This window comes from Saccharothrix australiensis (assembly GCF_003634935.1).
Lineage (GTDB): Bacteria > Actinomycetota > Actinomycetes > Mycobacteriales > Pseudonocardiaceae > Actinosynnema > Actinosynnema australiense.
The window spans coordinates 3,782,736-3,804,507 of the sequence record NZ_RBXO01000001.1; the positions used below are offsets into that span (position 1 = coordinate 3,782,736).

The window sequence follows — 21,772 nt, forward strand, 5'->3', positions numbered from 1 at the left end:
CCGCCGCGCGCGCCGCTAAGGTTGGCCGCGCCATGAGAAGATTTCCCGGTGCAGAACCAGAATTACGCACATTCCGATCTCCCGGCGCATACCTGTGGTGGTTAGCCCGCCACCTGCGCGTTCCCCTGCTCCTGTGCGTGGTCTACGGAGCCCTGTGCATGGTGGCGCAGGCCCTCGTGCCCGCCGCCGTCGGCCGCGCCGTGGACGAGGGCCTGCTCGGGCGGGACGCGGGCGCGCTGGTGGCGTGGGGCGCGATCCTGTTCGGCCTCGGCGTCGTGCAGGCGGTCACCAGCATCCTGCGCGACCGCTGCACCGTCACCAACCGGCTGGGCTCCTCCTTCCGCACCATGCAGGTGGTGACCGCCCAGGCGGCGCGCCTCGGGTCGAGCCTGGCGCGCCGGACCTCGACCGGCGAGGTCGTCAACGTCGGCGTCTCGGACGTCACCCACATCGGCGGCGCGTTCTCCACGGCGGGCCGCGGCGCGGGCGCGATCGCGTCGCTGTTCGTGGTCGCCACCGTGATGCTCGTGTCGTCGTGGCGGCTCGGCCTGGTGGTGCTCGTCGGCACGCCGGTGATGGTGTGGGCGGTCACCCGGCTGGTCCGCGCCCTGCACCGCCGCCAGCAGCACCAGCGCGACCTCCAGGGCGCGCTCACCGCCGAGTCCGTGGACATCGTCGGCGGCCTGCGCGTGCTGCGCGGCATCGGCGGCGAGGCGATGTTCTCCCGCCGCTACCGGGAAAGCTCGCAGCGGGTGCGCGCGGCCCGCGTCGAGGTGGCGAAGGTCGAGGCCGTGTTCGGCGCGGCCAAGGTGCTGCTGCCGGGCCTGCTCACCGTGGTGATCGTGTGGCTCGGCGCTCGGCTGGTGCTGGCCGGCGACCTGACGCCCGGCGACCTCGTCACCTTCTACGGCTACGCCGTGTTCCTGGTGTCGCCGCTGCGGTGGCTCACCACGACCGCCGAGTTCGCCACGCGCGGCCACGTCGCCGCGCGCCGCGTGACCGACTTCCTCGCCCTGGAACCGGACCGGGCGGCGGACCTGCCCGCGCCTCCCGAGCCCCTGGGCGGGCCGCTGGTCGACCCGGAGTCGGGGCTCACCGCCCGGCCCGGCGCGTTCACGGCCGTGGCCTGCGCCGCGACCGCCGAGGCCACCGCGCTCGCCGACCGCCTCGGCGGCTACGCCGGTTCGACGGCCACCTTCGGCGGCGTGCCGCTCGACCTGGTGCCCACGGCGCTGGCGCGGCGGCACATCCTCGTCGAGGGCCACGACAGCAGGCTGTTCTCCGGCCCGCTCGGCGAGGGGCTGGACCCCGCCGACCGGGGGCGCGACGTGGTCGAGCGGGCCGTGGACACCGCGGGCGCGCGGGACGTCGTGGAGGCGCTGCCGGACGGCCTGGACACCGTCGTCGCCGTCGCCGGCCGCGACTTCTCCGGCGGCCAGCGGCAGCGGCTCCGGCTGGCCCGCGCGCTGGCGTACGACCCGGACGTGCTGGTCCTGGTCGAGCCCACCAGCGCGGTGGACGCGCACACCGAGGCCCGCATCGCCCGGCGCCTGCGGGAACGGCGTGCCGGCCGCACCACCGTCGTCTTCACCACCAGCCCGGTCGTGCTCGCCCAGGCGGAGCACGTCGTGCACGTCGAGGACGGCCGGGTGTCCGCCGAGGGCGAGCACGCCCGGCTGCTGGCCAACCCCCGGTACCGCGGCCTCGTGGAAAGGGAGACCGCCGAATGACCACCCTGCCCGTCGCCTCCGCCCGTGCCGTGCGCGCCCACGCCCGGCGGCTGGTCCTGCGCCACCCCGGCGCGCTCGCGGGCGCGGTGGGGCTGCACGCCCTCGCCGCGCTGTCCGGGCTGGTCTCGCCGTGGCTGCTCGGCAACCTCGTCGAGGACGTCGGCCGCGGCCTGGACAACGTCGAGCGCACCATCCTGTTCATCCTGCTGTTCGTCGTGCTCCAGGCGGTGCTGCTGCAACTGGCCACCTACCGGTCCGCGACGCTGGGCGAGCGGGTCCTGGCCGACCTGCGCGAGGACTTCGTCGACCGCGTCCTCGCGCTGCCGCCCACCACCGTGGAACGGGCGGGCACCGGCGACCTGGTCACCCGGATGACGCGGGACGTCGACGCGCTGTCGGTCGCGGCGCGTTCCGCCGTGCCGGACATGCTGATCGGCGCGACCACCGTCGTCATCGCGCTGGGCGCGCTGGTGCTGGTGGACCCGCTGGTGGCGTTCCCGTGCCTGGTGGCCGTGCCGTCGCTGTGGCTGGCCGCCCGCTGGTACTACCGCCGCGCCCGCGCCGGCTACCTGCGGCAGAACGCCACCTACGCCGACCTCACCGAGGGGCTGGCGGAGACCGTGGAGGGCGCGCGCACGGTCGAGGCGCTGCGCCTGGGCCCGCGGCGCGTGGCGCGCGTGCGGCACGACATCGAGGTGGCGTACGCCGCCGAGCGCCACACGCTGTGGCTGCGCACCGTCTACCTGCCCATCGCGGACGTCTCGTTCGTGCTGCCCGTCGTGGCGACCCTCGTGGTCGGCGGCCTGTTCTACCTCAACGGGTGGACGACGCTGGCCGCCGTCACCGCGGCGACGCTGTACGTCCAGCAGATCATCCCGCCGCTGGACACGCTCCTGGCGCGGCTGGAGGACCTCCAGGTCGGCGGCGCGGCGCTGGCCAGGGTGCTCGGCGTGGCCGACGCGGCCGAACCGGGCCCGCGCGGCGAGCCGGCGCGGCCCGCCGGGGCCGACCTCGCGGTCCGCGGCGTCTCCTTCGCCTACCGGCCGGGGCACGACGTGCTGCACGACGTGCACCTGGAGGTGGCGCGCGGCGAGCGGCTGGCGATCGTCGGCGCGTCCGGCGCGGGCAAGACCACGCTGGGCAGGCTGATGGCCGGCCTGGAACGGCCCCGCACCGGGACGGTCGTCCTGGGCGGCGTGGACATCGCCGAGGTGCCCCGCGCCGAGCTGCGCCGCCACGTCGCGCTGGTGACCCAGGAGCACCACGTGTTCCGGGGGACGCTGGCCGACAACCTCCGCATCGCGGACCCGGACGCCTCCGACGAGGCGCTGGTGGCCGCGCTGCGCGCCGTGGACGCCTGGGAGTGGGCCGAACCGCTCGGCCTGGGCGCGGAACTCGGCGGCACGGCCGTCGCGCTGTCGCCCGCGCAGGCCCAGCAGCTCTCGCTGGCCCGGCTGGTCGTCGCCGACCCGCACACGCTCATCCTCGACGAGGCCACGTCGCTGTTGGACCCGAAGGCCGCCCGGCATCTTGAACGGTCGTTGGCTGCCGTCCTGGAAGGCCGTACGGTGATCGCCATCGCCCACAGGCTCCTGACGGCGCACGACGCGGACCGCGTCGTCGTCATGGACGGAGGGCGGATCACCGAGATCGGCCCGCACGACGAGCTGGTGGCGGGCGGTGGGGCCTACGCCGCCCTGTGGGAGTCCTGGCACGGTCGCTCCGCCCCGGTCTGACCCCCGGTTCCGCTCGTGCGGGCCGCGTGCCCGGCGGACGACCGGGCCCCGCCGGCCGCGTGTCCGCCAGAACACGGGAGGAACCAGTCGTGCACGAGAACGGACCGACCCCTCCGGTCGGCGCGCCGCGGACCCAGGCACCCGACGACGTGGCGACCCGGTTCGCCGCGCGTGCCGGGTCCGCGCCGTCGGCGGTCGCGCTGCGCTTCGGCGAGCACGTGATGACCTACGGCGAGCTGGACGCCGCGGCGAACCGGCTCGCCCACCGGCTGCGCGCCCTCGGCGTGGCGGCGGAGGTCGTGGTGGGCGTGTCGATGGCACGGGGTTTCGGCACGCCGGTCGCGCTGCTGGCGGTGGCCAAGGCGGGCGGCGTCTACCTGCCGGTGGACGCCCGCCTGCCCGCGATCCGGCTCAAGCAGCTGGTGGCCACCGCGGAGCCGCTGCTGCTGCTCACCGAGTCCGCGGTGGCCGACGACCTGCCCGACCTCGGCGTGCCGCTGGTGCACGTCGACCGGGAGGACCTCGCCGCGCTGCCCGGCACGCCGCCGGAGCGCCGCGCGACACCGGAGAACCTCGCCTACATCGTCTTCACGTCCGGTTCCACCGGTGTGCCCAAGGGCATCGAGCTGGCCGGTCGCACGCTCACCCACCTCGCCGACTGGAGCCTCGCGGCGAACCCCGACACCGCGCGGTGCGCGCAGCTCGCGCCGCTCGGGTTCGACGTGTCGGTGCAGGAGATGGTGGTGACGCTGCTCGCCGGGCGCACCCTGGTCCTGCTCGACGACGAGCTGCGGCGCGACCCGGCCGCGCTGCTGCGCGAGCTGGCCCGCCACGAGGTGGACACCGTGCACCTGCCGCCCGCGGTGCTGGTGGGTCTCGCGCAGGCGTGGGAGCGCGACCCCGTGCGGCTGTCGCTGCGCGCCGTCTACACGGCGGGCGAGGCGCTGCACGTGACGCCGGAGGTGCGCCGGTTCCTGGCCGCGCACCCCGGCGTGCTGTTGCAGAACGAGTGGGGCATGTCGGAGGCGCAGGTCGTCACGACGTGGCCGCTGACCGGTCGGCCCGACGACTGGCCCGCGCACCCGCCGATCGGCCGGACCGTCGCGGGCGCGGGCCTGTACCTGCTCGACCACCGGCTCGCGCCGGTGCCGCCGGGTGGGCTGGGGGAGCTGTACGTCGCCGGGCCGGGCGTGGCGCGCGGCTACCGGGCCCGGCCGGACCTGACGGCGGCGCGGTTCGTCGCCGACCCGTTCGCGGCCGAGCCCGGCGCGCGGATGTTCCGCACCGGCGACCTCGGGCGGGTCCGCCCGGACGGCGTGTTCGAGTTCGCCGGCCGGGCGGACCGGCAGCTGAACGTGCGCGGGCACCGCGTGGAGCCGGGCGAGGTGGAGGCCGTCCTGGCCGAGCACCCGGAGGTGCGCGGCGCGGTGGTGGTGGCCGACGGGTCGACCGGGCAGCCGCGCCTGGTGGCCTACGTGGTGACCGACGGCGGCGTCGCGCCGCGCGGCCTGCGGGAGCACGTGGCCGCCCGGCTGCCCGCCCACATGGCGCCGGCGGCGTTCGTGGCGCTGGAGTCGTTCCCGCTCAACGGCAACGGCAAGGTCGACCAGGCCGCGCTGCCCGCACCGCCCGCGCAGGCGCCGCGCCGCGCGCCGGCGACGCGGCGGGAGGAGGTGCTGTGCGCGTTGTTCGCCGAGGTGCTCGGCACGCCGGAGATCGGCCCGGACGACGACTTCCTGCTGCTGGGCGGCCACTCGCTGCTCGCGGCGAAGCTGCTGTCGCGGGTGCGGACCGAGTTGGGCGTGGCGCTGCCGGTGCGCGCGCTGTTCGACGCGCCCACCCCGGCCCGGCTCGCGACGCTGCTGGCCGACGGCGACCGGACCACGCCGGCGCTGCGCGCGGGCGCGCGGCCCGAGGTGCTGCCGGTGTCGTTCGCGCAGCGGCGCTTCCTGTACGTCCACGAGCTGGACGGGCCCAGCCCCACTTACAACGTCCGGGTGTCGCTGGACCTGACCGGCATCCCCGACGAGCCCGCGCTGCGGCGGGCGCTGCACGACGTGGTGGCGCGCCACGAGCCGCTGCGGACGGTGTTCCCGCGCACGTCCTGGGAACCGCACCAGGAGATCCTCGACCCGCCCGACCCGGCGGAGCTGCTGACCACCGCGGACACCGACGCGGACGGCCTGGCGGGCCACGTGGCCGCCGCGTCCGGGCACTGCTTCGACCTGCGCGCCGAACGGCCGCTGCGCGCCTGGCTGTTCCGGCTCGCGCCCACGCGCCACGTGCTGCTGCTCGTGGTGCACCACATCGCGATGGACGGCTGGTCGGTGCCCGCGCTGGTCGGCGACCTGTCCCGCGCCTACGCGGCGCGGCGCGCGGGCCGCGCGCCGGACTGGTCGCCGCCCGCCGTGCAGTACGCGGACTTCGCCGTGTGGCAGCGCGGGCTGCCCGACGAGGAGCGCGACCCCGACGGGCTGTTCGGCAGGCAGGCCGCGCACTGGCGCGCGGCGCTGGCCGGGCTGCCCGAGGCGGTGCCGCTGCCGCTGGACCGCCCGCGCCCGCGCGTGCGCGCCGGCACGGCCGAGGCCACCCCGGTGGAGGTCGACGCGGACACGCACCGCCTGGTGGTCGAGCTGGCGCGGCGGACCGACACCACGGTGTTCATGGTGCTGCACGCCGCCCTGGCGGCGCTGCTGTCCCGGTTGGGCGCGGGCGCGGACGTCCCGATCGGCGTGCCGGTCGCGGGTCGGCACGACGACGCGCTCACCGACGTGGTCGGCTGCTTCGTCAACACGCTGGTGCTGCGGACCGACCTGTCCGGCGACCCGACGACGCGCGAGCTGGTGCGGCGGGTCCGCGAGGTCGACCTCGCCGCCTACGCCAACCAGGACCTGCCGTTCGAACGGGTGGTGGACCTGGTGAACCCGACCCGCACGGTGGCGCACCACCCGCTGTACCAGGTGATGCTGGCCTTCAACAACAACGTCGAGGTGCGCCCGGAACTGCCCTGCCTCGACGCGGTCACCGAGGTGCGCATCGGCAGCGCCCAAGCCGACCTGGTGTTCGACCTGCGTGAGCGCCGCGGGCCCGACGGCGCGCCCGCGGGCGTGCACGGGGTGGTCGAGTTCGCCACCGACGTGCTCGACCGCGCCACGGCCGAGACCCTCGCGCGGCGCTTCGCCCACCTGCTGCGCGCGCTCGTCACCGCGCCCGACGAGCCCGTCGGCCGTGCCGAGCTGCTGCTGCCCGGCGAGCGGGAGGCGATCGCCGCCCTCGGCGAGGGCGAGCCGGTACCGGTGGCCGACCCGCCGCTGCCGGTGCTGCTGCGGCGGCAGGCGGCCCGCACCCCGGACCGGACGGCGCTGGTGCACCGGGACGGGACGCTCACCTACGCCGAGCTGGACGCCCTGGTCGAGCGGGTCGCCCGCGCGCTGCGCGACCGGGGCGTCGGACCCGAATCGGTGGTGGCGGTGCGGCTGCCCAGGTCGGCGGAGCTGGTGGTGGTGCTGCACGCCGTGCAGCGGGCCGGCGCGGCGTACCTGCCGGTGGAGCCGGACCTGCCGCCGCGGCGTGCGGCGCACGTGCTCGACACCGCGCGGCCGGCCGCGGTCGTCACCGAGGACGACCTGCCCGCCCTGCTGGCGGAGCGCCCGCCCGGCGACCCGCTGCCCGACCCGGACCCCGACTCCGCCGCGTACGTGATCCACACCTCCGGCTCGACCGGGCGGCCCAAGGGCGTCGTCGTCACGCACCGGGCGCTGACCAACCGGATCGCGTGGATGGCGCACGCCTACCCGCTCGCCGACGACGACCGGGTGCTGCAGAAGACGCCCGCCGGGTTCGACGTGTCGGTGTGGGAGTTCTGCTGGCCGCTCAGCCGGGGCGCGACGCTGGTCGTGGCGCCGCCGGAGGCGCACCGCGACCCGCGCCGGCTGGCGGAGCTGATCCGCGCCGAGCGGGTGACGACCGCGCACTTCGTGCCGTCGATGCTGCGGGTGTTCCTGGCCGAGCCCGCGGCGGCCGGCTGCGCCTCGCTGCGCCGGGTGATCAGCAGCGGCGAGGAGCTGACGGCCGAGGACCGCGACGCGTTCCACCGGGTGCTGCGCGCGGAGCTGCACAACCTCTACGGGCCGACGGAGGCCACGGTGGACGTCACGGCCGCGCCGGTGCCGCCGGGCGCGCCCGTCACGATCGGCCGTCCCGTGTGGAACACGCGGGTGCGCGTCCTGGACGACCGGCTCGCGCCCGTGCCGCCCGGCGTGGTGGGCGAGCTGTACCTCGGCGGCGTGCAGCTGGCGCGCGGCTACGCGGGCCAGTCGGCGCTGACCGCCGAGCGGTTCGTCGCCGACCCGCACGGCCCGGCGGGCGCACGCCTGTACCGCACCGGCGACCTCGCGCGGTGGCGGCCCGACGGCGCGCTGGACTACCTCGGCCGGCGCGACGACCAGGTGAAGGTCCGCGGCGTGCGGATCGAGCCGGGCGAGGTGGCGGCGGCGCTCGCCGAGCACCCGGCGGTCGCGCGGGCCGTCGTGGTCCTGCGGACCGACCTGCCCGGCGGCGCGGGCCTGGTGGGCTACCTGGTGCCCGACCGGCGCGCGGCGGGCCCGGTGGCCGAGCTGCGGGCGATGGAGCGCGAGGGCGTGCTCGCGCCCGACGCGTGGCACGCCCTGCCCGGCGGCGGCGCGGTGGTCGCGCCCAGCCGGGGCGAGGCGCTGTTCCTGCACCGGGAGATCACCGAGGGCGACTACGCGGGCCCGGAGGTGGTGCTGCCCGACGGCGCGGTGGTGTTCGACGTCGGCGCGCACGTCGGCACGTTCACGCTGGCCGTGGCGCGGCGGTGCGCGGGCGCGCGGGTCTTCGCGTTCGAGCCGATCCCCGAGCTGGCCGCGATGGCGCGGCTGAACTTCCGGCTGCACGGCGTCGACGCCACGCTGGTCGAGTGCGGCCTCGCCGACCGCGCGGGCACCGCGTCGTTCACGCACTACCCGGACCTGTCGATCATGTCCGGCCGGTACGCCGACCCCGACGAGGACCGCGCGGTGGTCGAGGCGTACGTGCGGGCGGAGGCGGCGGACGAGCCGGACGCCGACCGGCTCGTGGCGGCGGTGCTGGCCGACCGGCTGCGCGCGCGGGTCGTGGAACGGCCGCTGCGCACCGTCTCCGACGTGGTGCGCGAGCACGGCGTCACCCGGATCGACCTGCTCAAGGTCGACGTGGAGAAGAGCGAGGCGGAGGTCCTGGCGGGCGTCGAGGACGAGCACTGGCCGCTGATCGGGCAGGTCGTCGTGGAGGTGCACGACCGCGACGGCCGGCTGGAGCGGATCACGGCCGACCTGGCGGCGCGGGGCTTCGCGGTGCGCGCGGCCGTGCAGCCGATGCTGGCGGGCACCGACCTGGTGCAGGTGACGGCCGTGCGGCCGGACCTGGGCCTGCGGCCGGGCACGGCCGCGCCGCACCGCTACGCCGACCCCGGCGCGCTGGCCGCCGACGTCCGGGCGCACGCCGCGGACGTGCTGCCCGAGCACCTGGTGCCCGCCGCGCTGGTCGTGCTGGACGAGGTGCCGCACACGCCGAGCGGCAAGCTCGACCGGGCGGCGCTGCCGCGACCGGTGTTCACCGCGTCGACCGGGCGCGCGCCGACCGCCGCCGAGGAGGTGGTGTGCGCGGTGTACGCCGAGGTGCTGGGGCTGCCCGCGGTCGGGGTGGACGACAACTTCTTCGCCCTCGGCGGGCACTCGCTGCTCGGCGTGCGGCTGGTGTGGCGGCTCCAGGAGGAACTGGGCTGCCGGCTGTCCCCGCGCGACCTGATCGAGGCGCCGACGCCCGCCCTGCTCCGGGCCCGCGTGGACGCCGGCCGCTCGTCGGGCGCGCTGGGCACGGTGCTGCCGCTGCGCGCGGAGGGCGCGAAGCCGCCGCTGTTCTGCGTGCACCCGGTCACCGGCGCGGGCTGGTGCTACGCCGGGCTGGTCCGCCACGTGGCGAGCGGCGTGCCGATCTACGCCCTCCAGTCGCCGCTGCTGGCGCGGCCCGGCGACCACGTGGCCGACGTCGCCGAGCTGGCCGCGCGGTACGTGGCGGCCGTCCGCTCGGTGCGGCCCACCGGGCCGTACCACCTGCTGGGCTGGTCGTTCGGCGGTCTCGTGGCCTACGAGATGGCGGTCCAGCTGCGGGCCGCGGGCGCGGAGGTCGGCCTGCTGGCGCTGCTCGACGGGCACCTGCCCGCGCCGGGCGGCGACCCGGTGCCCGACGCCGGGCTGTCCCCGGCGGACAAGCGGGCGGTGCTGCGCGCGCACGGCGTCGCGTCGGTGGAGCTGGAGGACGAGGTGGTGGACGCGGTGTTCGCCGCCACCCGCGAGAACCTGCGGTTGGAGCAGGGCTACCGGCCCGAGCCGTACCCCGGCGACCTGACGTTCTTCACCGCCACCCGCGGCCGGCGGGCGCACTGGCGGGGCGCCGAGCAGTGGGCGCCCCACGTGCGCGGCGCGCTGACCGACCACCCGCTGCGCTGCGGCCACCTGGAGATGACCGACCCGCCCGCGCTCGCCGCCGTGTCCAGGGTGATCAACCGCGTGCTGAGGTGAGCGGGCGGCACCCGCGCCGGTGCACGCGAAGGCCCCGCCGGTCCACAGTGGACCGGCGGGGCCTTCGCCGACGGACCGGGGCCGGTCAGCCCGCGTTGAGCACGGCCTCCGAGATGCGGGACGAACCCGACGTCGCGCCGTGCGCGTCGGCGTAGGACCGCACGACGCGGGTGGCGTCCAGCAGTTCGGACCAGCCGACCCGGCTGAAGATCCGGCACCAGTCCATCGAGATCTCGTCGAAGTCGACCACGTCGGTGTGCCCGTACTTGTCCGGCATCGACTCCAGCAGCGCCTCGTCCAGGATCTCGAAACCCTTCTCCTTCGCCGCCGCCCGCGCCAGGTCCGGGTTCATCAGCCACCGGCCGGTCAGCGCGCCGAAGTCGGGGTACAGCGGCTGCGCCTGGATCGACGCCATCATCCCGTTGTCCACCAGCCACTCCGCGAACGCCACCGTGTTCGCCAGGCTCTCCTGCGTCTCTCCGGGCCCGCCCAGCACCAGCGAGCCGTAGATCAGGATGTCGGCCTCCTTGAGCAGGGTCGCCGCGCGGCGGTTGTTCTCCAGGCTGTCGCGGGGCCCCTTGAGCAGCTTGAGCATCCGGGTGTCGCCCGACTCCAGGCCCATGTTCACCCGGTACACGCCCAGCCCCCGGTACAGCTCCACCAGCCGGGGCGTGGTCTCGGCGGCCTGCGTGTAGACGAAGAACTTCGGGTCGCCGATGTCGTCCGGCTTGGCCCGCACGAGCTGCTCCACCCAGCGCGGCGAGCTGCTCATGCTGTCGAACGCCTCGTAGAAGATCGACGCCGCCACCTGCTCCCGGCCCGCGCGCACGTCGGCCCAGAACACCTCGGGGGAGGAGAACCGCAGGGTCAGGTCGGCGATGCCGCAGAAGTGGCACGGCGACTTCACGCGCGCGCAGCCCCGCGCCCGGTTCATCGTCGTCACGCCGGTGATCTCGCCGTCGTGCAGGGAACCGTAGCGCTCCACGTAGTTGCGCAGGTACTGGTCCCAGTTCGAGGCGGGCATGAGCGAGCGGTCGGGCACCGGCACCGCGTCCAGCACCCGCGTGGTCAGCGCGCCGCCGCCGAGCAGGGACGGCAGCTCCGGCAGCGCGTTGTGCGCGATGCCGTCCCGCGTCCGGTACAGCAGCTGCGGCACCGACTCGACGGGCCGGTCGCCGTTGAGGGCCGAGATGAAGGCGGAGAACGCGAACTCGCCGACGTCCGCCGCGCACACGTAGTCCACCGCCTCCCGGTGCCGGAGGATCTGCCGGGCCATCGCGGCCGCCTGGTCGTTGCCCAGGATGGTGACGGCGCCGACGTCCTTGCCCAGGGCCGCGAGCCGCAGGGTGTTCCGGTACGAGGTGCCCAACACGCTGATGCCCAGGACGTCGGGCTCGAAGTCCCGGACGAGCCGTTCGACCACCGGCATGGGCGTGATCTGCCCGTCGACGGCGATCACCTCCAGGTGGGGGTGGTCGTGCATCAGCACGGTGGCGAGCGACACCACGCCGAGCGCCGGGAATGTGCCGTCGTTGGCTATGGAGGACACGTGGTCGTCCGTGCCCGCGTTGACGAGGAGGACCTTGTTCACGCGCATGGTGGCTGACTCCAGGACGTGGGGCGGCGGGCGCCGACCGGGCCGGCGCCCGCCGCGTGGTCTCGGGATGCGGCCGTCGCACCGGTCAGGCGATCGGGGGCGCGAAGTCGAACAGCTCGCCCAGCCGCTGCTCGACCTCGGTCGCGGCGTCCATCGACTCGGCCACGACGCAGTACGGTACGCAGTTCGCGGCGGGGTTGAAGGCGTGCACGAACAGGACGCCGCGCCGGCTCGCCCGGTCGTAGCCGAGGTCCGTGCCGGCCAGCCGGTCCACGGCCTCCGCGAACGTCGTGACCGACCACGGCGGCGTGCCGATGCGCTCGACGATGAACCGGTCCTCCGCGTAACCGGGCCCGATGACCTGCTCGCCGACCACCCCGTACAGGTGGGTCGACCCGGTGGAGCGGCCGTTGTACTCGGTGAACAGCACCTCGCCCGCGGGCGTCACGATGGCGTCCGCGCTGAGCACGCCCCGGTAGCCGATCGCGCGCATCGCCTCGCCGAGCCGCCGCCCGCCGTCGATGATCTCGGCCATCCGCCCGGCGTCGACGTTCGGCGCGGGGATCACCGAAGCGGCCTGCGGCAGCGACAGCAGCTGGCCCTGCCCGCCGAACCGGACGCCGTCGTCGCCGACGTGGAACTCGGCGAACGCGGCGCTGCTGTCGGGGTGGTAGCGCTCCACGACCAGCGAGTGCCGCCCGTCACCGGTCAGCTTGTCCCAGTGCTCCTCCAGGTAGTCGCGCAGCGTGATCGCGTCCGCGACGACGACCAGGCGGCGTGCGCCGATCGGGTCGATGTGCGGTGTGCGGCTGATGATCTCATTGCCCCAGCCGCCGGACATGAACTCGTTCTTCAGCATCGCGGGGTGCCCGGCGTCGAGCAGGGCCGTCACGGCCTGCTCCGCCGCGCGCGGGTGCAGGCACACCGCGCCCTCGGCCACCGGCACGCCGACGCCCCGCGCGATGACGCGGAACAGCGCCTTGCTGTTGGCGACCGCGTCACCGCCCTGGCTGAGGAAGCCGCGGCCGGGCACCGCGTGCCCGACGCCCAGCGCGTCGGCCAGCTCCACCACCCGCGCGTCCGGCCACAGCGCGTAGACGTGGTCGATCACGCGGTCCTCCGCGGCGGCGCGCAGCCGGTCCAGGAACTCCGGGTCCCGCAACCGTTCCCGCGTCAGCCGGCCGATCGCGCCCTCGCCCGGCGGCGGCACCACGAACCGCAGCGACTCCGCCGACGTGCCCGTCCAGCCGGTCACGTACTCGACGTACGCCTTGTCCGGCTCGGTCGGCAGCACCAGCACGTCGCCGTCGCGCGCGAACCAGGTGAGGCGTTGGCTGTACCACGCCGCCGCATTCCTGTTCCGCAGGTCCTCGTTGAAGTCATGGCCAACCAACAACTGCACCATATCGGTTTCGTCCGATCGTCGAATGCGAATTCCCGAGGCCGGGTACGGTGTTCGGATTGATTCGTCGGAGCATACGAACGCGCGGTCCGCCGGTCGACGGCGCGCGGCGGACGGCGTGCACACCGCCGGAAAGCGTCGCGGAAAACGCGTGCAACCGCGAGGGGCGGTCAGTTGCACGCGAGGCCCAGGTGCTCGCGCAGCGTGCGCCCCTCGTACTCGGCGCGCACCACGCCGCGCTCCTGGAGCAGCGGCACGACGGTCCGCGCGAACTCGTCGAACGCGCCCGGCACCGTGTGCGGCACCACGATGAAGCCGTCGCACGCGCCCCCGTCCACCCACGCGCACATGGCGTCGGCGACCGTCGAGGGCGCGCCGATGAACGTCTGCCGCCCCGTCACCTCGATCACCAGCTCGCGGATCGACAGGCCCTTGGCCTCGGCCAGCTCCCGCCACCGGCGCGCCGTGGCGGGCGGGTCCGGGTACTTGCGCACCCCCGCCATCGCCTTGGCCACCGCACCGCCGCCGACCACCGGCTCGACGTCGGGCAGCGGGCCGTCCGGGTCGTACGCGCCCAGGTCGCGGTTCCACACCTCCTCCAGGAACGCGATCGCGGTCCGCCCGTCGACCTGCGCCAGCCGGACGCGGGCGGCCCGCTCGCGCGCCTCGGCGTCGGTGTCGCCGAGGCAGAACGTGGCCGCGGGCAGCACCAGCGGCGTGCCCGGCGCGCGGCCGTGCGCGGCGGCCCGGCGCCGCACGTCCGCGTAGAACTCCCGCTTCTCCGCCAGGTCGCCGTACATGCCGAAGATCGCGTCCGCCGCCGCGGCGGCGAACTCGCGGCCCTCCGGCGACGAGCCGGCCTGGAACACGACCGGCCGGCCCTGCGGGCCGGGCGGCGTGGTGAACCGGCCGGCGATGTCGAACTGCGCGTCGCGGTGCGCGAACGCGCCCGCGTCGGCGCGGCGCAGGAAGCGGCCGGTGGCCTTGTCGGCGAGCACGTCGTCGGCGCGCCAGGAACCCAGCAGCCGGCACACCGCGTCCAGGAACGCGGCGGCCCGCTCGTAGCGCTGCTCCCGCGGCAGGTAGGACCCGCGCCGGAAGTTCTCCCCGACGTACTCCTCCCAGGTGGTGACGACGTTCCACCCGGCGCGCCCGCCGGACAGGTGGTCCAGCGTCGCGAACTGCCTGGCCACCTCGAACGGCTCGTTGAACGTCGAGTTGACCGTGCCCGCCAGGCCGATCCGGTCGGTGACGGCGGCGAGCGCGGCCAGCACGGCGAAGTTGTCCGGCCGGCCCGCCATGTCGCGGTCGTAGACCTTGCCCTGCTGCTCGCGCAGGCGCAGGCCCTCGGCCAGGAACACGAAGTCGAACCGGGCGCGCTCGGCGGTGCGGGCGAAGTCCGCGAACGCGGCGAAGTCGATGTGGCTGCCGGTCGCCGGGTCGCTCCACACCAGCGTGCTGTTGGTGCCGGGGAACATCGCGCCCAGGTGCAGTCGGCGGGTCACGACGACCTCACCGCCGCGGCGGCGTACCGGCCGGCCGGGCGGGCCAGCCCCAGCAGGCCGCGCAGCGTGCCCGCCTCGTACCGGGTGCGGAACACCCCGCGCCTGCCCAGCTCGGGCGCCACGGCGCGGGTGACGGCCCGCAGGTCGTGCGGCAGCGCGGCGGGCCGCAGCCGGAACCCGGTGATCCCGACCGCCCACCACGACTCCAGCAGGTCGGCCAGCGCGGCGGGCGTCCCGGTGAACACCGGCGCCCCGGGGTCGCAGCCGCCGTGGCCCAGGGCGTCCAACCGCGCCGCGCGCTCGGCCGCCGCGCCTTCCTCCTCGTCCACGAAGACGGTCAGCTCGGCGAACACGTGCACGGGCCCGTCCCGGCCCGCAGCCTCGCACGCGGCCCGGACCCGCGCGGCGGCGCGGCGCGCGTCCTCGGCGTCGCGCGGCGCGACCAGCACGACGTCGGCCGCGCCCGCCGCGAAGGCCAGCGCGTCGTCGTCGTGGGCGGCGGCGCACACCACCGGCTGCCCCTGCGGCGGGCGCGGCGTCGTGGACGGGCCCGCGACCGAGAACCACCGGCCGCGGAAGTCGACGTGGTGCAGCTTGTCGCGGTCCAGGAACCGGCCCGTCGCCCGGTCGCGGATCACCGCGTCGTCGTCCCAGCTGTCCCACAGCCTGCGCACCACCTCGACGTAGTCGGCGGCCTCGGCGTGCAGGTCCGCGCGCGGCACCGGGAAGCGGCGGCGGCCGAAGTGCGCGGCCTCGTCCACCCGGTCGGTCACCCGCGCGCACCAGCCGGCCCGCCCGGTGCTCGCGTAGTCGAGCGTCGCGACCGCCCTGGACGTGTGGAACGGCTCGGTGTGCGTCACCGTCACCACCGGCACCAGGCCGACGTGCGCGGTGACCGGGGCCGCCCGCGCGGCCACCTGCACCGCGTCGAGCCGGCCGCGCACCCGGTCCAGCCGGTCGTCCGGCCCGTGCGGCGCGGACGACTGGAGCACCAGCGCGTCCTCGACGGTGACCAGGTCGAGCAGGCCGCGCTCGGCCTCGGCCACCAGGCCCGTCCAGTAGCCGGGCGTGCACAGCAGGTCCGGACGGGCGTCCGGCTCGCGCCACGCGGCCGGGTGCCACCCCGTGCCGTCCAGCGCGACGGAAAGGTGCAGCGGGAACACCACGGATAACGCCTCCTCGGGTGGTCGACAGGGACCGCCCTGGTTTCTCGCGGCTGCCCCCGCGTGTTGTCAAACGTTTGTCACCGGCCCTTGTAAACATTCCGCGCGCCCTGCCACACTTGCCGCCCCGCAAGCGGTCGCTATTCGCGGCGGGCGTTCCGCGGCACGGCGGAAATCGGGCCCGCAGGCGCCACCCCGCAATTCGGAGGAGAACACGTGCGCGTCGCCATCGCCCACAACCTGCGCACCACCGACGACGTGTCGGAGGTGGTCTTCACCTCCCGCGAGACGGTCGACTCCGTCGCCGAGGCGATCGCCGGGCTCGGGCACGAGCCGGTGCCGGTCGAGGTGTCCGGACCCGTCGCCGACACCGTGGAGCGGCTGGAGGACTGCGCGCCCGACCTCGTCTACAACCTCGCCGAGGGGTGGACCGACGGCGCGCGCCAACCGTTCTACACCGGCCTGTACGCCGCGCTCGGGCTGCCGTTCACCGGGTCGCCCGCCCACGTGCAGGCCCTCGCGATGGACAAGTACGCCACCAAGCTCGTGGTGGCCGGGCACGGCGTCCGCACGCCCCGGTCGCAGTTCCTGCGCGACGCCCGCGACCTCGACCCCGCCCGGTTCGAGCCGCCCGTGATCGTGAAGCCGAACCACGAGGGCACCTCGCGCGGCATCACCCAGGAGTCCGTCGTGGACAGCGCGGCCGAAGCCGCCGCCCTCGCCGCGGACCTGCTGCGCGAGTACGGGGCGGGCGTGCTCGTGGAGGAGTACGTGCCCGGTGTCGACGTGACCGTGCCGTGGCTGGAGATCGCGGGCGATGACGGCGGGGGAGCGCTCGACGCCACCGAGGTGCTGATCCACGACCTCGCCGCGTCCGGTCGCCGGCACGGCATCATGGACTACGGCTTCAAGAACTACTCGAACCGGCCGCTGACCGGTGTCGCGCCGAGCGCGTCGTTCCGCACGCCCGCGCGGCTGCCGTCCGCCGTGCTCGCCGAGCTCGCGGCGAGCACCGCGACCACGGCGCGCGCGCTGGGCTGCCGCGACCTCGCGCGGGTGGACTTCCGGGTCGGCGACGACGGCGTGCCGCACCTGCTGGAGGTCAACGTGCTGCCGGGCCTGGACCCGACGCAGAGCATCCACCACGCGGGCCGCCTCGCCGGCCTGCACCCCACGCAGGGCGTGGTGCGGGCCGTCGTCGCCTCGGCGGCGCGGCGCTGGGGCCTGGCGGCCGAGCCCGTCCAGCCGACCGCCGTGGGGGTGTGACGTGGAGGACGGCTGGTACCTCGCCACCTACCTCAACCCGGCCGGCGTGCACCGGCCGCTCGACGTGTACTTCCGCCACGACAACAACATCTCGCTGTGGGAGAAGCGCGGCCGGTACGTGACCCTCCTGCGGCACTGGGAGTACGAGCGGACGACGGGGCAGAAGATGCACCGCACGCCGTTCGTCGCGCACCGGGACCAGGTGGCGTTCATCGACCGCCTGCTCGCGCCGACCGGGCTGCGGCTCGCCGACATGACGGCGGTGTGGGGCACGCCGGACCTCGCGGCGGGCGCGCACCCGTGGGTGGAGCCGGACACCGACCTGGCGTTCCACAGCATCGCCCACCTCTACAGCGCGATCCTGCTCGACAGCGACGTCTTCTTCGACGGCACGGTCGTCGGCATGGCCGTCGACGCCGGCCCGGACCGCCTGCTGGACCGCCGCTTCAAGCCCCACTGGTACGCCGGGTGCGTGGTGCGCCGCGGACGCGTCGAGCTGCACCCCGTCGAGTCGCCCGGCCCGCTGTACTGCGAGGCGCGGGACCACTTCGGGCTCCGCGAGGGCACGCTGATGGCGCTCGCCACCGCGACCGGGGCCACCGGCCGGTGCGACCGCGAGGCGGTGCTGGAGAAGTGCCGGTTCGACGGCTTCGACGGCATGGCGCAGGCCGCGCTCGCGTTCCGGGAAATCCTGGCCCAGGTCACCGGAACCGCCGACGCGGACCCGCGGTTCACCGAGCGGGAGAACCTGATCAGCGCGGTGATGAAGGAGGTGCAGGCGATCTCGGTGGCGATCATGGAGCGCAACACCGAGCGCCTGCTCGACGTCGGCGGCGTCGACCCGGCGGCGGCGCACCTGGCGCTCGCCGGCGGTTACGCGCTGAACTGCCCGACCAACAGCCACCTGATGGACCGGTACGGCTTCCGCGGCCTGCTCGCGCCGCCGTGCGTGGGCGACAGCGGCCAGTCGATCGGCATCGCGCTGGAGGCGTTCCACCGCGGTTCGGGCGGCGAGCGGTTCCACTTCCGCTTCCCCGGTCCGTACCTCGGGTCCGAGGACGGCGACCTGGCCGGCGCGCTCGCCCGCCACGCCCGGTTCGTCGAGTCCGTCACCGACGACTTCGACCCGGCGGCGGCCGTGGCCGACCTGCGCGAGGGGCCGGTGGCGTGGTTCGCGGGCCGGGCGGAGAGCGGGCCGCGGGCGCTGGGCAACCGCAGCATCCTCGCGGACCCCACGTCGAGCGTGGCCAAGGACGTGCTGAACCAGGTGAAGCGCCGCGAGTGGTGGCGGCCGGTCGCGCCGGTCGTGCTGGCCGAGCACGCCGACGCGTGGTTCGAGGGCGTCCGGCCGTCGCCGCACATGCTGGAGACCTTCGCCGTGCGGGCCGACCGCCGCGCCCGCGTGCCCGCCGTGGCGCACCTGGACGGGACCGCGCGGGTGCAGACCCTGACGCGCGCGCAGAACCCGTTGCTGCACCGGCTGATCACGGCGTTCCACGCGGCGACCGGCGTGCCGATGCTGTGCAACACGTCGTTGAACGACAAGGGGGAGCCGATCGTCGACACGATCGAGCAGGCGATGAACTTCTGCCTGCGCCGAGGCGTGCGCGTGGCGTACTTCGACGGGCGGCGCGTGGCGTTCCGCGACTTCGCGGACTACCCGGAGCGGAACCCGGCCGAGCGGGTGCGCGCGCCGTTCACCGACGTGGACCCGTGGGAGGCGCTGCGGGTGCGGGCCGAGGCTAACCCGCACGGCCTGCCCGGCACGCACCTGTACCTCTACCTGCGCGACCTGGAACTGCACGACCGGCACGACATCCGCACGGCCGAGGGCGCCGCCGCCGTGCGCGCCGCGATCGACCGCCGCCTGCGCGCGGACCCGGACCTGTGGGTCGAGGTGGAGCGCGACCGCGAGGAAACCGCGCGCCAGTTCGAGAACTTCGGCGGGGCGGAGGTCGTCAACGGGCGCGTGCCCGTCTACCGGGTGTCCGAGTCGTCGCGCTGAGCGGGCGGGTCGCCGGGATGCTCGACGCTCCGGCGAACACCGCCCCGGAGCCCACGCCGGGGACGGGGCGCGGCCGATCGGCCGCGCCCTGCCCGGATCGGCCGCGCCCTGCCCGCCCGGTGCCGCAGCCGGCCGGTGCCCGGCCCGACCGGTGCCCCGGTCCACCGGAGCCGAGCGCGACCAGGGCCGACCGCGACCGGGGCCGACCGGGACCTGCCGCCGGTCAGGCCGCGGCCCGCAGGTGCTCCCACGCCCACTCCTCGAACCCGGTCAGGGGCAGCCCGAGGTCCCTGGCGTGCTCCGGGCGGGCGGGCTGGCCGGCCGCGTCGAGCCACTCGTGCGAGGAACCCATCGCCGGCATCCCGGCGGCGACGGCCTGCTCCGCGGTCATGTCGGGTGCGGCCAGCGGCGTGCCCAGCACGCGGGAGAGGACGTCGGCGATCGCGGTCATCGACAGGTAGTCGCCCGCCAGTTCCAGCTCGACCCCGGTGAACCGCTCCGGGTCGAGCACGGCCGCCGCCGCGGCCCGGCCGATGTCCTGCACCGCGACCAGGGACAGCCGGGTCGCGGGGCGCAGGAGGGTCACCAGGCCGCCCTCGACGCCGCGCGGGAACAGGTACGCCATGGACGGCAGGAAGTTCTCCATGAAGAAGCCCGGCCGGAGCAGCGTCCAGTGCCGGAAGCCCGCCGCGCGGACCCGCTCCTCGACCGCGGCCTTGGCGTCCATGGTGGGCGCCAGCGACGCCCAGCGACCCTCGGCCCAGCCGGGGGTCTCGGTGTACCGCCCGACGCCCGAGACCGACGTGTGCACGAACTGCGGCACCCCGGCCGCCCGCGCGGCGTCGACGAGGTTGCCGCCCTGCGCCACCTCACCGGCGAAGTCGAAGCCCGCCGGGGTGCCGGCCGGCATCTGCACCGAGAAGACGGCGCGGACGCCCTCGGCGGCCCTGCGCAGGGAGTCGCGGTCGTGCAGGTCGCCGGTGACCAGTGCGGCGCCGAGCGCCTGGACCGCCCTGGCCCGGTCGGTGGCCGGGTCGCGCACCAGGGCGCGGACGGGGACGCCGGCCGCGAGCAGGGCGCGCGCGGTGGCCCCACCCTGCCTGCCGGTCGCGCCGGTGACCAGGACGGGGGCGGAAGTGGTCGACATGGTGCTCCTCGGGGTGCTCGGAGTGAAACGGCGGGGCCCGCCGTTTCTGCTCCGCTACGATACGGCGGGGCCCGCCACTTAGCCAGCACGGAGGTCGTGCCATGCCCGAACACCGCCGTGCGGACGCCCGGCGCAACTACGCGCGGGTGCTGGCGGCGGCCGACGCCGAGGTCGCCGCTCACGGCGCGGGCGCCTCCCTGGAACAGATCGCCCGCGTCGCTGGTGTCGGCTCGGCGACCGTGCGCAGGCACTTCCCCACCCGCCGCGCGCTGCTGGAGGCGGTCTCCCGGACGCGGGTCGAGGCCCTGTGCGCCCGTGCCCGCGAGCTGACCGGCGAGGACGACAGCCGCGGCGCGCTCCTGGGCTGGCTGGGCGAGGTCCTCGCCTACTGCGTCACCGCGCGGGGCCTCGCGGTCGCACTGGCCTACGACCACGAGGCCGCGCACGAGAACAGCTGCTCGGCGGCGCTGGAAGAGGCGGGGGAACCGCTGCTGCGCCGCGCCGCGCACGACGGCGCGGTGGCGGCCGGCGTCACGGTCGCGGACCTCATAACCCTGGCCGTCGGCATAGTCCTGGCCACCGAGCACACCCCCGACCCGGCCGCCCACGCGCAACGCCTGTTCCACCTGGCCGTAGCAGGCATGAGCCCGCCCTGACCCGCCCCGGCCCCAACCGGCCCGAGGGCGTGCCCGGCCTGGTCGCCGGACGCCCCGGACCGGGCCGCTAGGCCCGGCCTCGGAAGACCTCGACGAGACTGGCGTAGCTCGCACCGGCGTGGCCGGCGTCGATGGCGCGCTCGGTCAGGGCCTGGAGGCGGGCGGGCCAGTCGGTGTCGACGCCGGCGGCGGCGCTCTCCCGCACCAGGTACTTCATGGTGGCCAGGTGGGTCTCCAGGGCGGCGTCCTCGGCCTGGTAGTCGCCGCGGTCGATCTGGGCGGCGTAGGCGTCGACGAAACCGGTCACACTGCCGATCCACTGGTTGGCGAACGGCGCGAAGGCGGTCGCGTCGACCTTGGCCGCGCCCAGCAGCGCCGCGCCGTGCAGGAACGCGTTCAGCGTGCCCCACATGACGCCGAGGAGGGCCACGTCGTACAGGGACGCGAGGCCGGGGTCCTCGCCGAAGAACGTGGCGTTGCCGAGTCGGCCGAGGCTGTCGCGGTGCCGGTCGAACGCCGCCCGCGATCCGCTGAACAGCAGGAACGCCTCCGGCCGGCCGATCGACTCGGGGATCGCCATGATCGCGCCGTCCAGGTGGTCGTCGCTCCACGTGGCCAACTCCCGAGCCTCGTCGGAGGTGCCGGAGGTCAGGTTGACCAGGGTCCGGCCGGCGAGATCGGCCCGGTGCGGGGCGAGCGCGTCGCGCACCGCGGCCGTGTCGCTGAGGCAGACGACGACCAGGGAGGCGGCTCGGATGGCGTCGGCCGCGGACGGCGCGAGCACCGCGCCGCCGGCGACCAGGTCGGTCGCCTTGTCGGGGGTGCGGTTCCACACCGTGGTCGGGTGGCCCGCTTCGAGGAAGGCGGCGGCGAGCGCTCGGCCCATCAGGCCGAGGCCGAGGACGGTGACGGGTTCGCGGTGGGAGGTGGTGTTCGTCGTGTCGGTCATGGCACGACTGTGCGCGAGTGGTGTTCCGATCCGTC

12 protein-coding genes are annotated in these 21,772 nt (G+C 75.6%); 6 read left to right on the forward strand and 6 right to left on the reverse strand.

Annotated elements, in window-relative coordinates:
- Positions 1-32: 32 nt before the first annotated feature.
- The 3 genes from C8E97_RS16370 (at position 33) to C8E97_RS16380 (ending at position 10,047) form a co-directional block, all read left to right on the forward strand.
- Entirely contained in the window at positions 33-1,730 is a 1,698-nt protein-coding gene (locus C8E97_RS16370; protein WP_121011636.1) for an ABC transporter ATP-binding protein, read from the forward strand.
- On the forward strand, positions 1,727-3,466 hold the full coding sequence (locus C8E97_RS16375) for an ABC transporter ATP-binding protein (protein ID WP_121006455.1): 1,740 nt from the start codon (positions 1,727-1,729) through the stop codon (positions 3,464-3,466). The genes C8E97_RS16370 and C8E97_RS16375 overlap by 4 nt, the downstream gene beginning before the upstream one ends.
- A gap of 89 nt (positions 3,467-3,555) precedes the next feature.
- The gene (locus C8E97_RS16380) at positions 3,556-10,047 is read left to right on the forward strand and encodes a non-ribosomal peptide synthetase (RefSeq protein WP_170211882.1); all 6,492 of its coding nucleotides are present in this window, start codon (positions 3,556-3,558) and stop codon (positions 10,045-10,047) included.
- 85 nt (positions 10,048-10,132) lie between these two features.
- Here the strand turns inward: C8E97_RS16380 and C8E97_RS16385 are convergent, their stop codons facing one another.
- The 4 genes from C8E97_RS16385 to C8E97_RS16400 form a co-directional block, all read right to left on the reverse strand.
- Positions 10,133-11,644, reverse strand: a complete 1,512-nt coding sequence (locus C8E97_RS16385) for a B12-binding domain-containing radical SAM protein (RefSeq protein ID WP_121006457.1) — start codon at positions 11,642-11,644, stop codon at positions 10,133-10,135.
- A gap of 85 nt (positions 11,645-11,729) precedes the next feature.
- Positions 11,730-13,037, reverse strand: a complete 1,308-nt coding sequence (locus C8E97_RS16390; protein WP_147455140.1) for a preATP grasp domain-containing protein — start codon at positions 13,035-13,037, stop codon at positions 11,730-11,732.
- 179 nt (positions 13,038-13,216) lie between these two features.
- Entirely contained in the window at positions 13,217-14,524 is a 1,308-nt protein-coding gene (locus C8E97_RS16395; protein WP_121011639.1) for an NtaA/DmoA family FMN-dependent monooxygenase, read from the reverse strand.
- A gap of 23 nt (positions 14,525-14,547) precedes the next feature.
- Complete coding sequence (locus C8E97_RS16400) at positions 14,548-15,717, reverse strand: LLM class flavin-dependent oxidoreductase (RefSeq protein WP_121006459.1); 1,170 nt, start codon at positions 15,715-15,717, stop codon at positions 14,548-14,550.
- A 213-nt stretch (positions 15,718-15,930) separates the two neighbouring features.
- On the opposite strand from C8E97_RS16400, the gene C8E97_RS16405 reads away from it, so the two are divergent.
- Together C8E97_RS16405 and C8E97_RS16410 are read left to right on the forward strand one after the other, a co-directional pair.
- Positions 15,931-16,980, forward strand: coding sequence for a D-alanine--D-alanine ligase family protein (locus C8E97_RS16405; protein ID WP_121006460.1), 1,050 nt, complete (start codon positions 15,931-15,933; stop codon positions 16,978-16,980).
- Between the two features lies 1 nt (position 16,981).
- Positions 16,982-18,985 carry a carbamoyltransferase C-terminal domain-containing protein gene (locus C8E97_RS16410; protein ID WP_121006461.1) on the forward strand — a complete coding sequence of 668 codons (2,004 nt, stop codon included), beginning with the start codon at positions 16,982-16,984 and terminating at the stop codon, positions 18,983-18,985.
- Positions 18,986-19,208: 223 nt separating this feature from the next.
- On the opposite strand, the gene C8E97_RS16415 is transcribed toward C8E97_RS16410, so the two are convergent.
- Entirely contained in the window at positions 19,209-20,132 is a 924-nt protein-coding gene (locus C8E97_RS16415) for an NmrA/HSCARG family protein (protein ID WP_121006462.1), read from the reverse strand.
- A 101-nt stretch (positions 20,133-20,233) separates the two neighbouring features.
- On the opposite strand from C8E97_RS16415, the gene C8E97_RS16420 reads away from it, so the two are divergent.
- A complete protein-coding gene (locus C8E97_RS16420) occupies positions 20,234-20,788 on the forward strand; it encodes a TetR/AcrR family transcriptional regulator (RefSeq protein WP_121006463.1) in 555 nt (184 codons plus the stop codon).
- A 67-nt stretch (positions 20,789-20,855) separates the two neighbouring features.
- Here C8E97_RS16420 and C8E97_RS16425 read toward each other — a convergent pair whose 3' ends face one another.
- On the reverse strand, positions 20,856-21,737 hold the full coding sequence (locus C8E97_RS16425) for an NAD(P)-dependent oxidoreductase (RefSeq protein ID WP_121006464.1): 882 nt from the start codon (positions 21,735-21,737) through the stop codon (positions 20,856-20,858).
- Between the last annotated feature and the right edge of the window lie 35 nt (positions 21,738-21,772).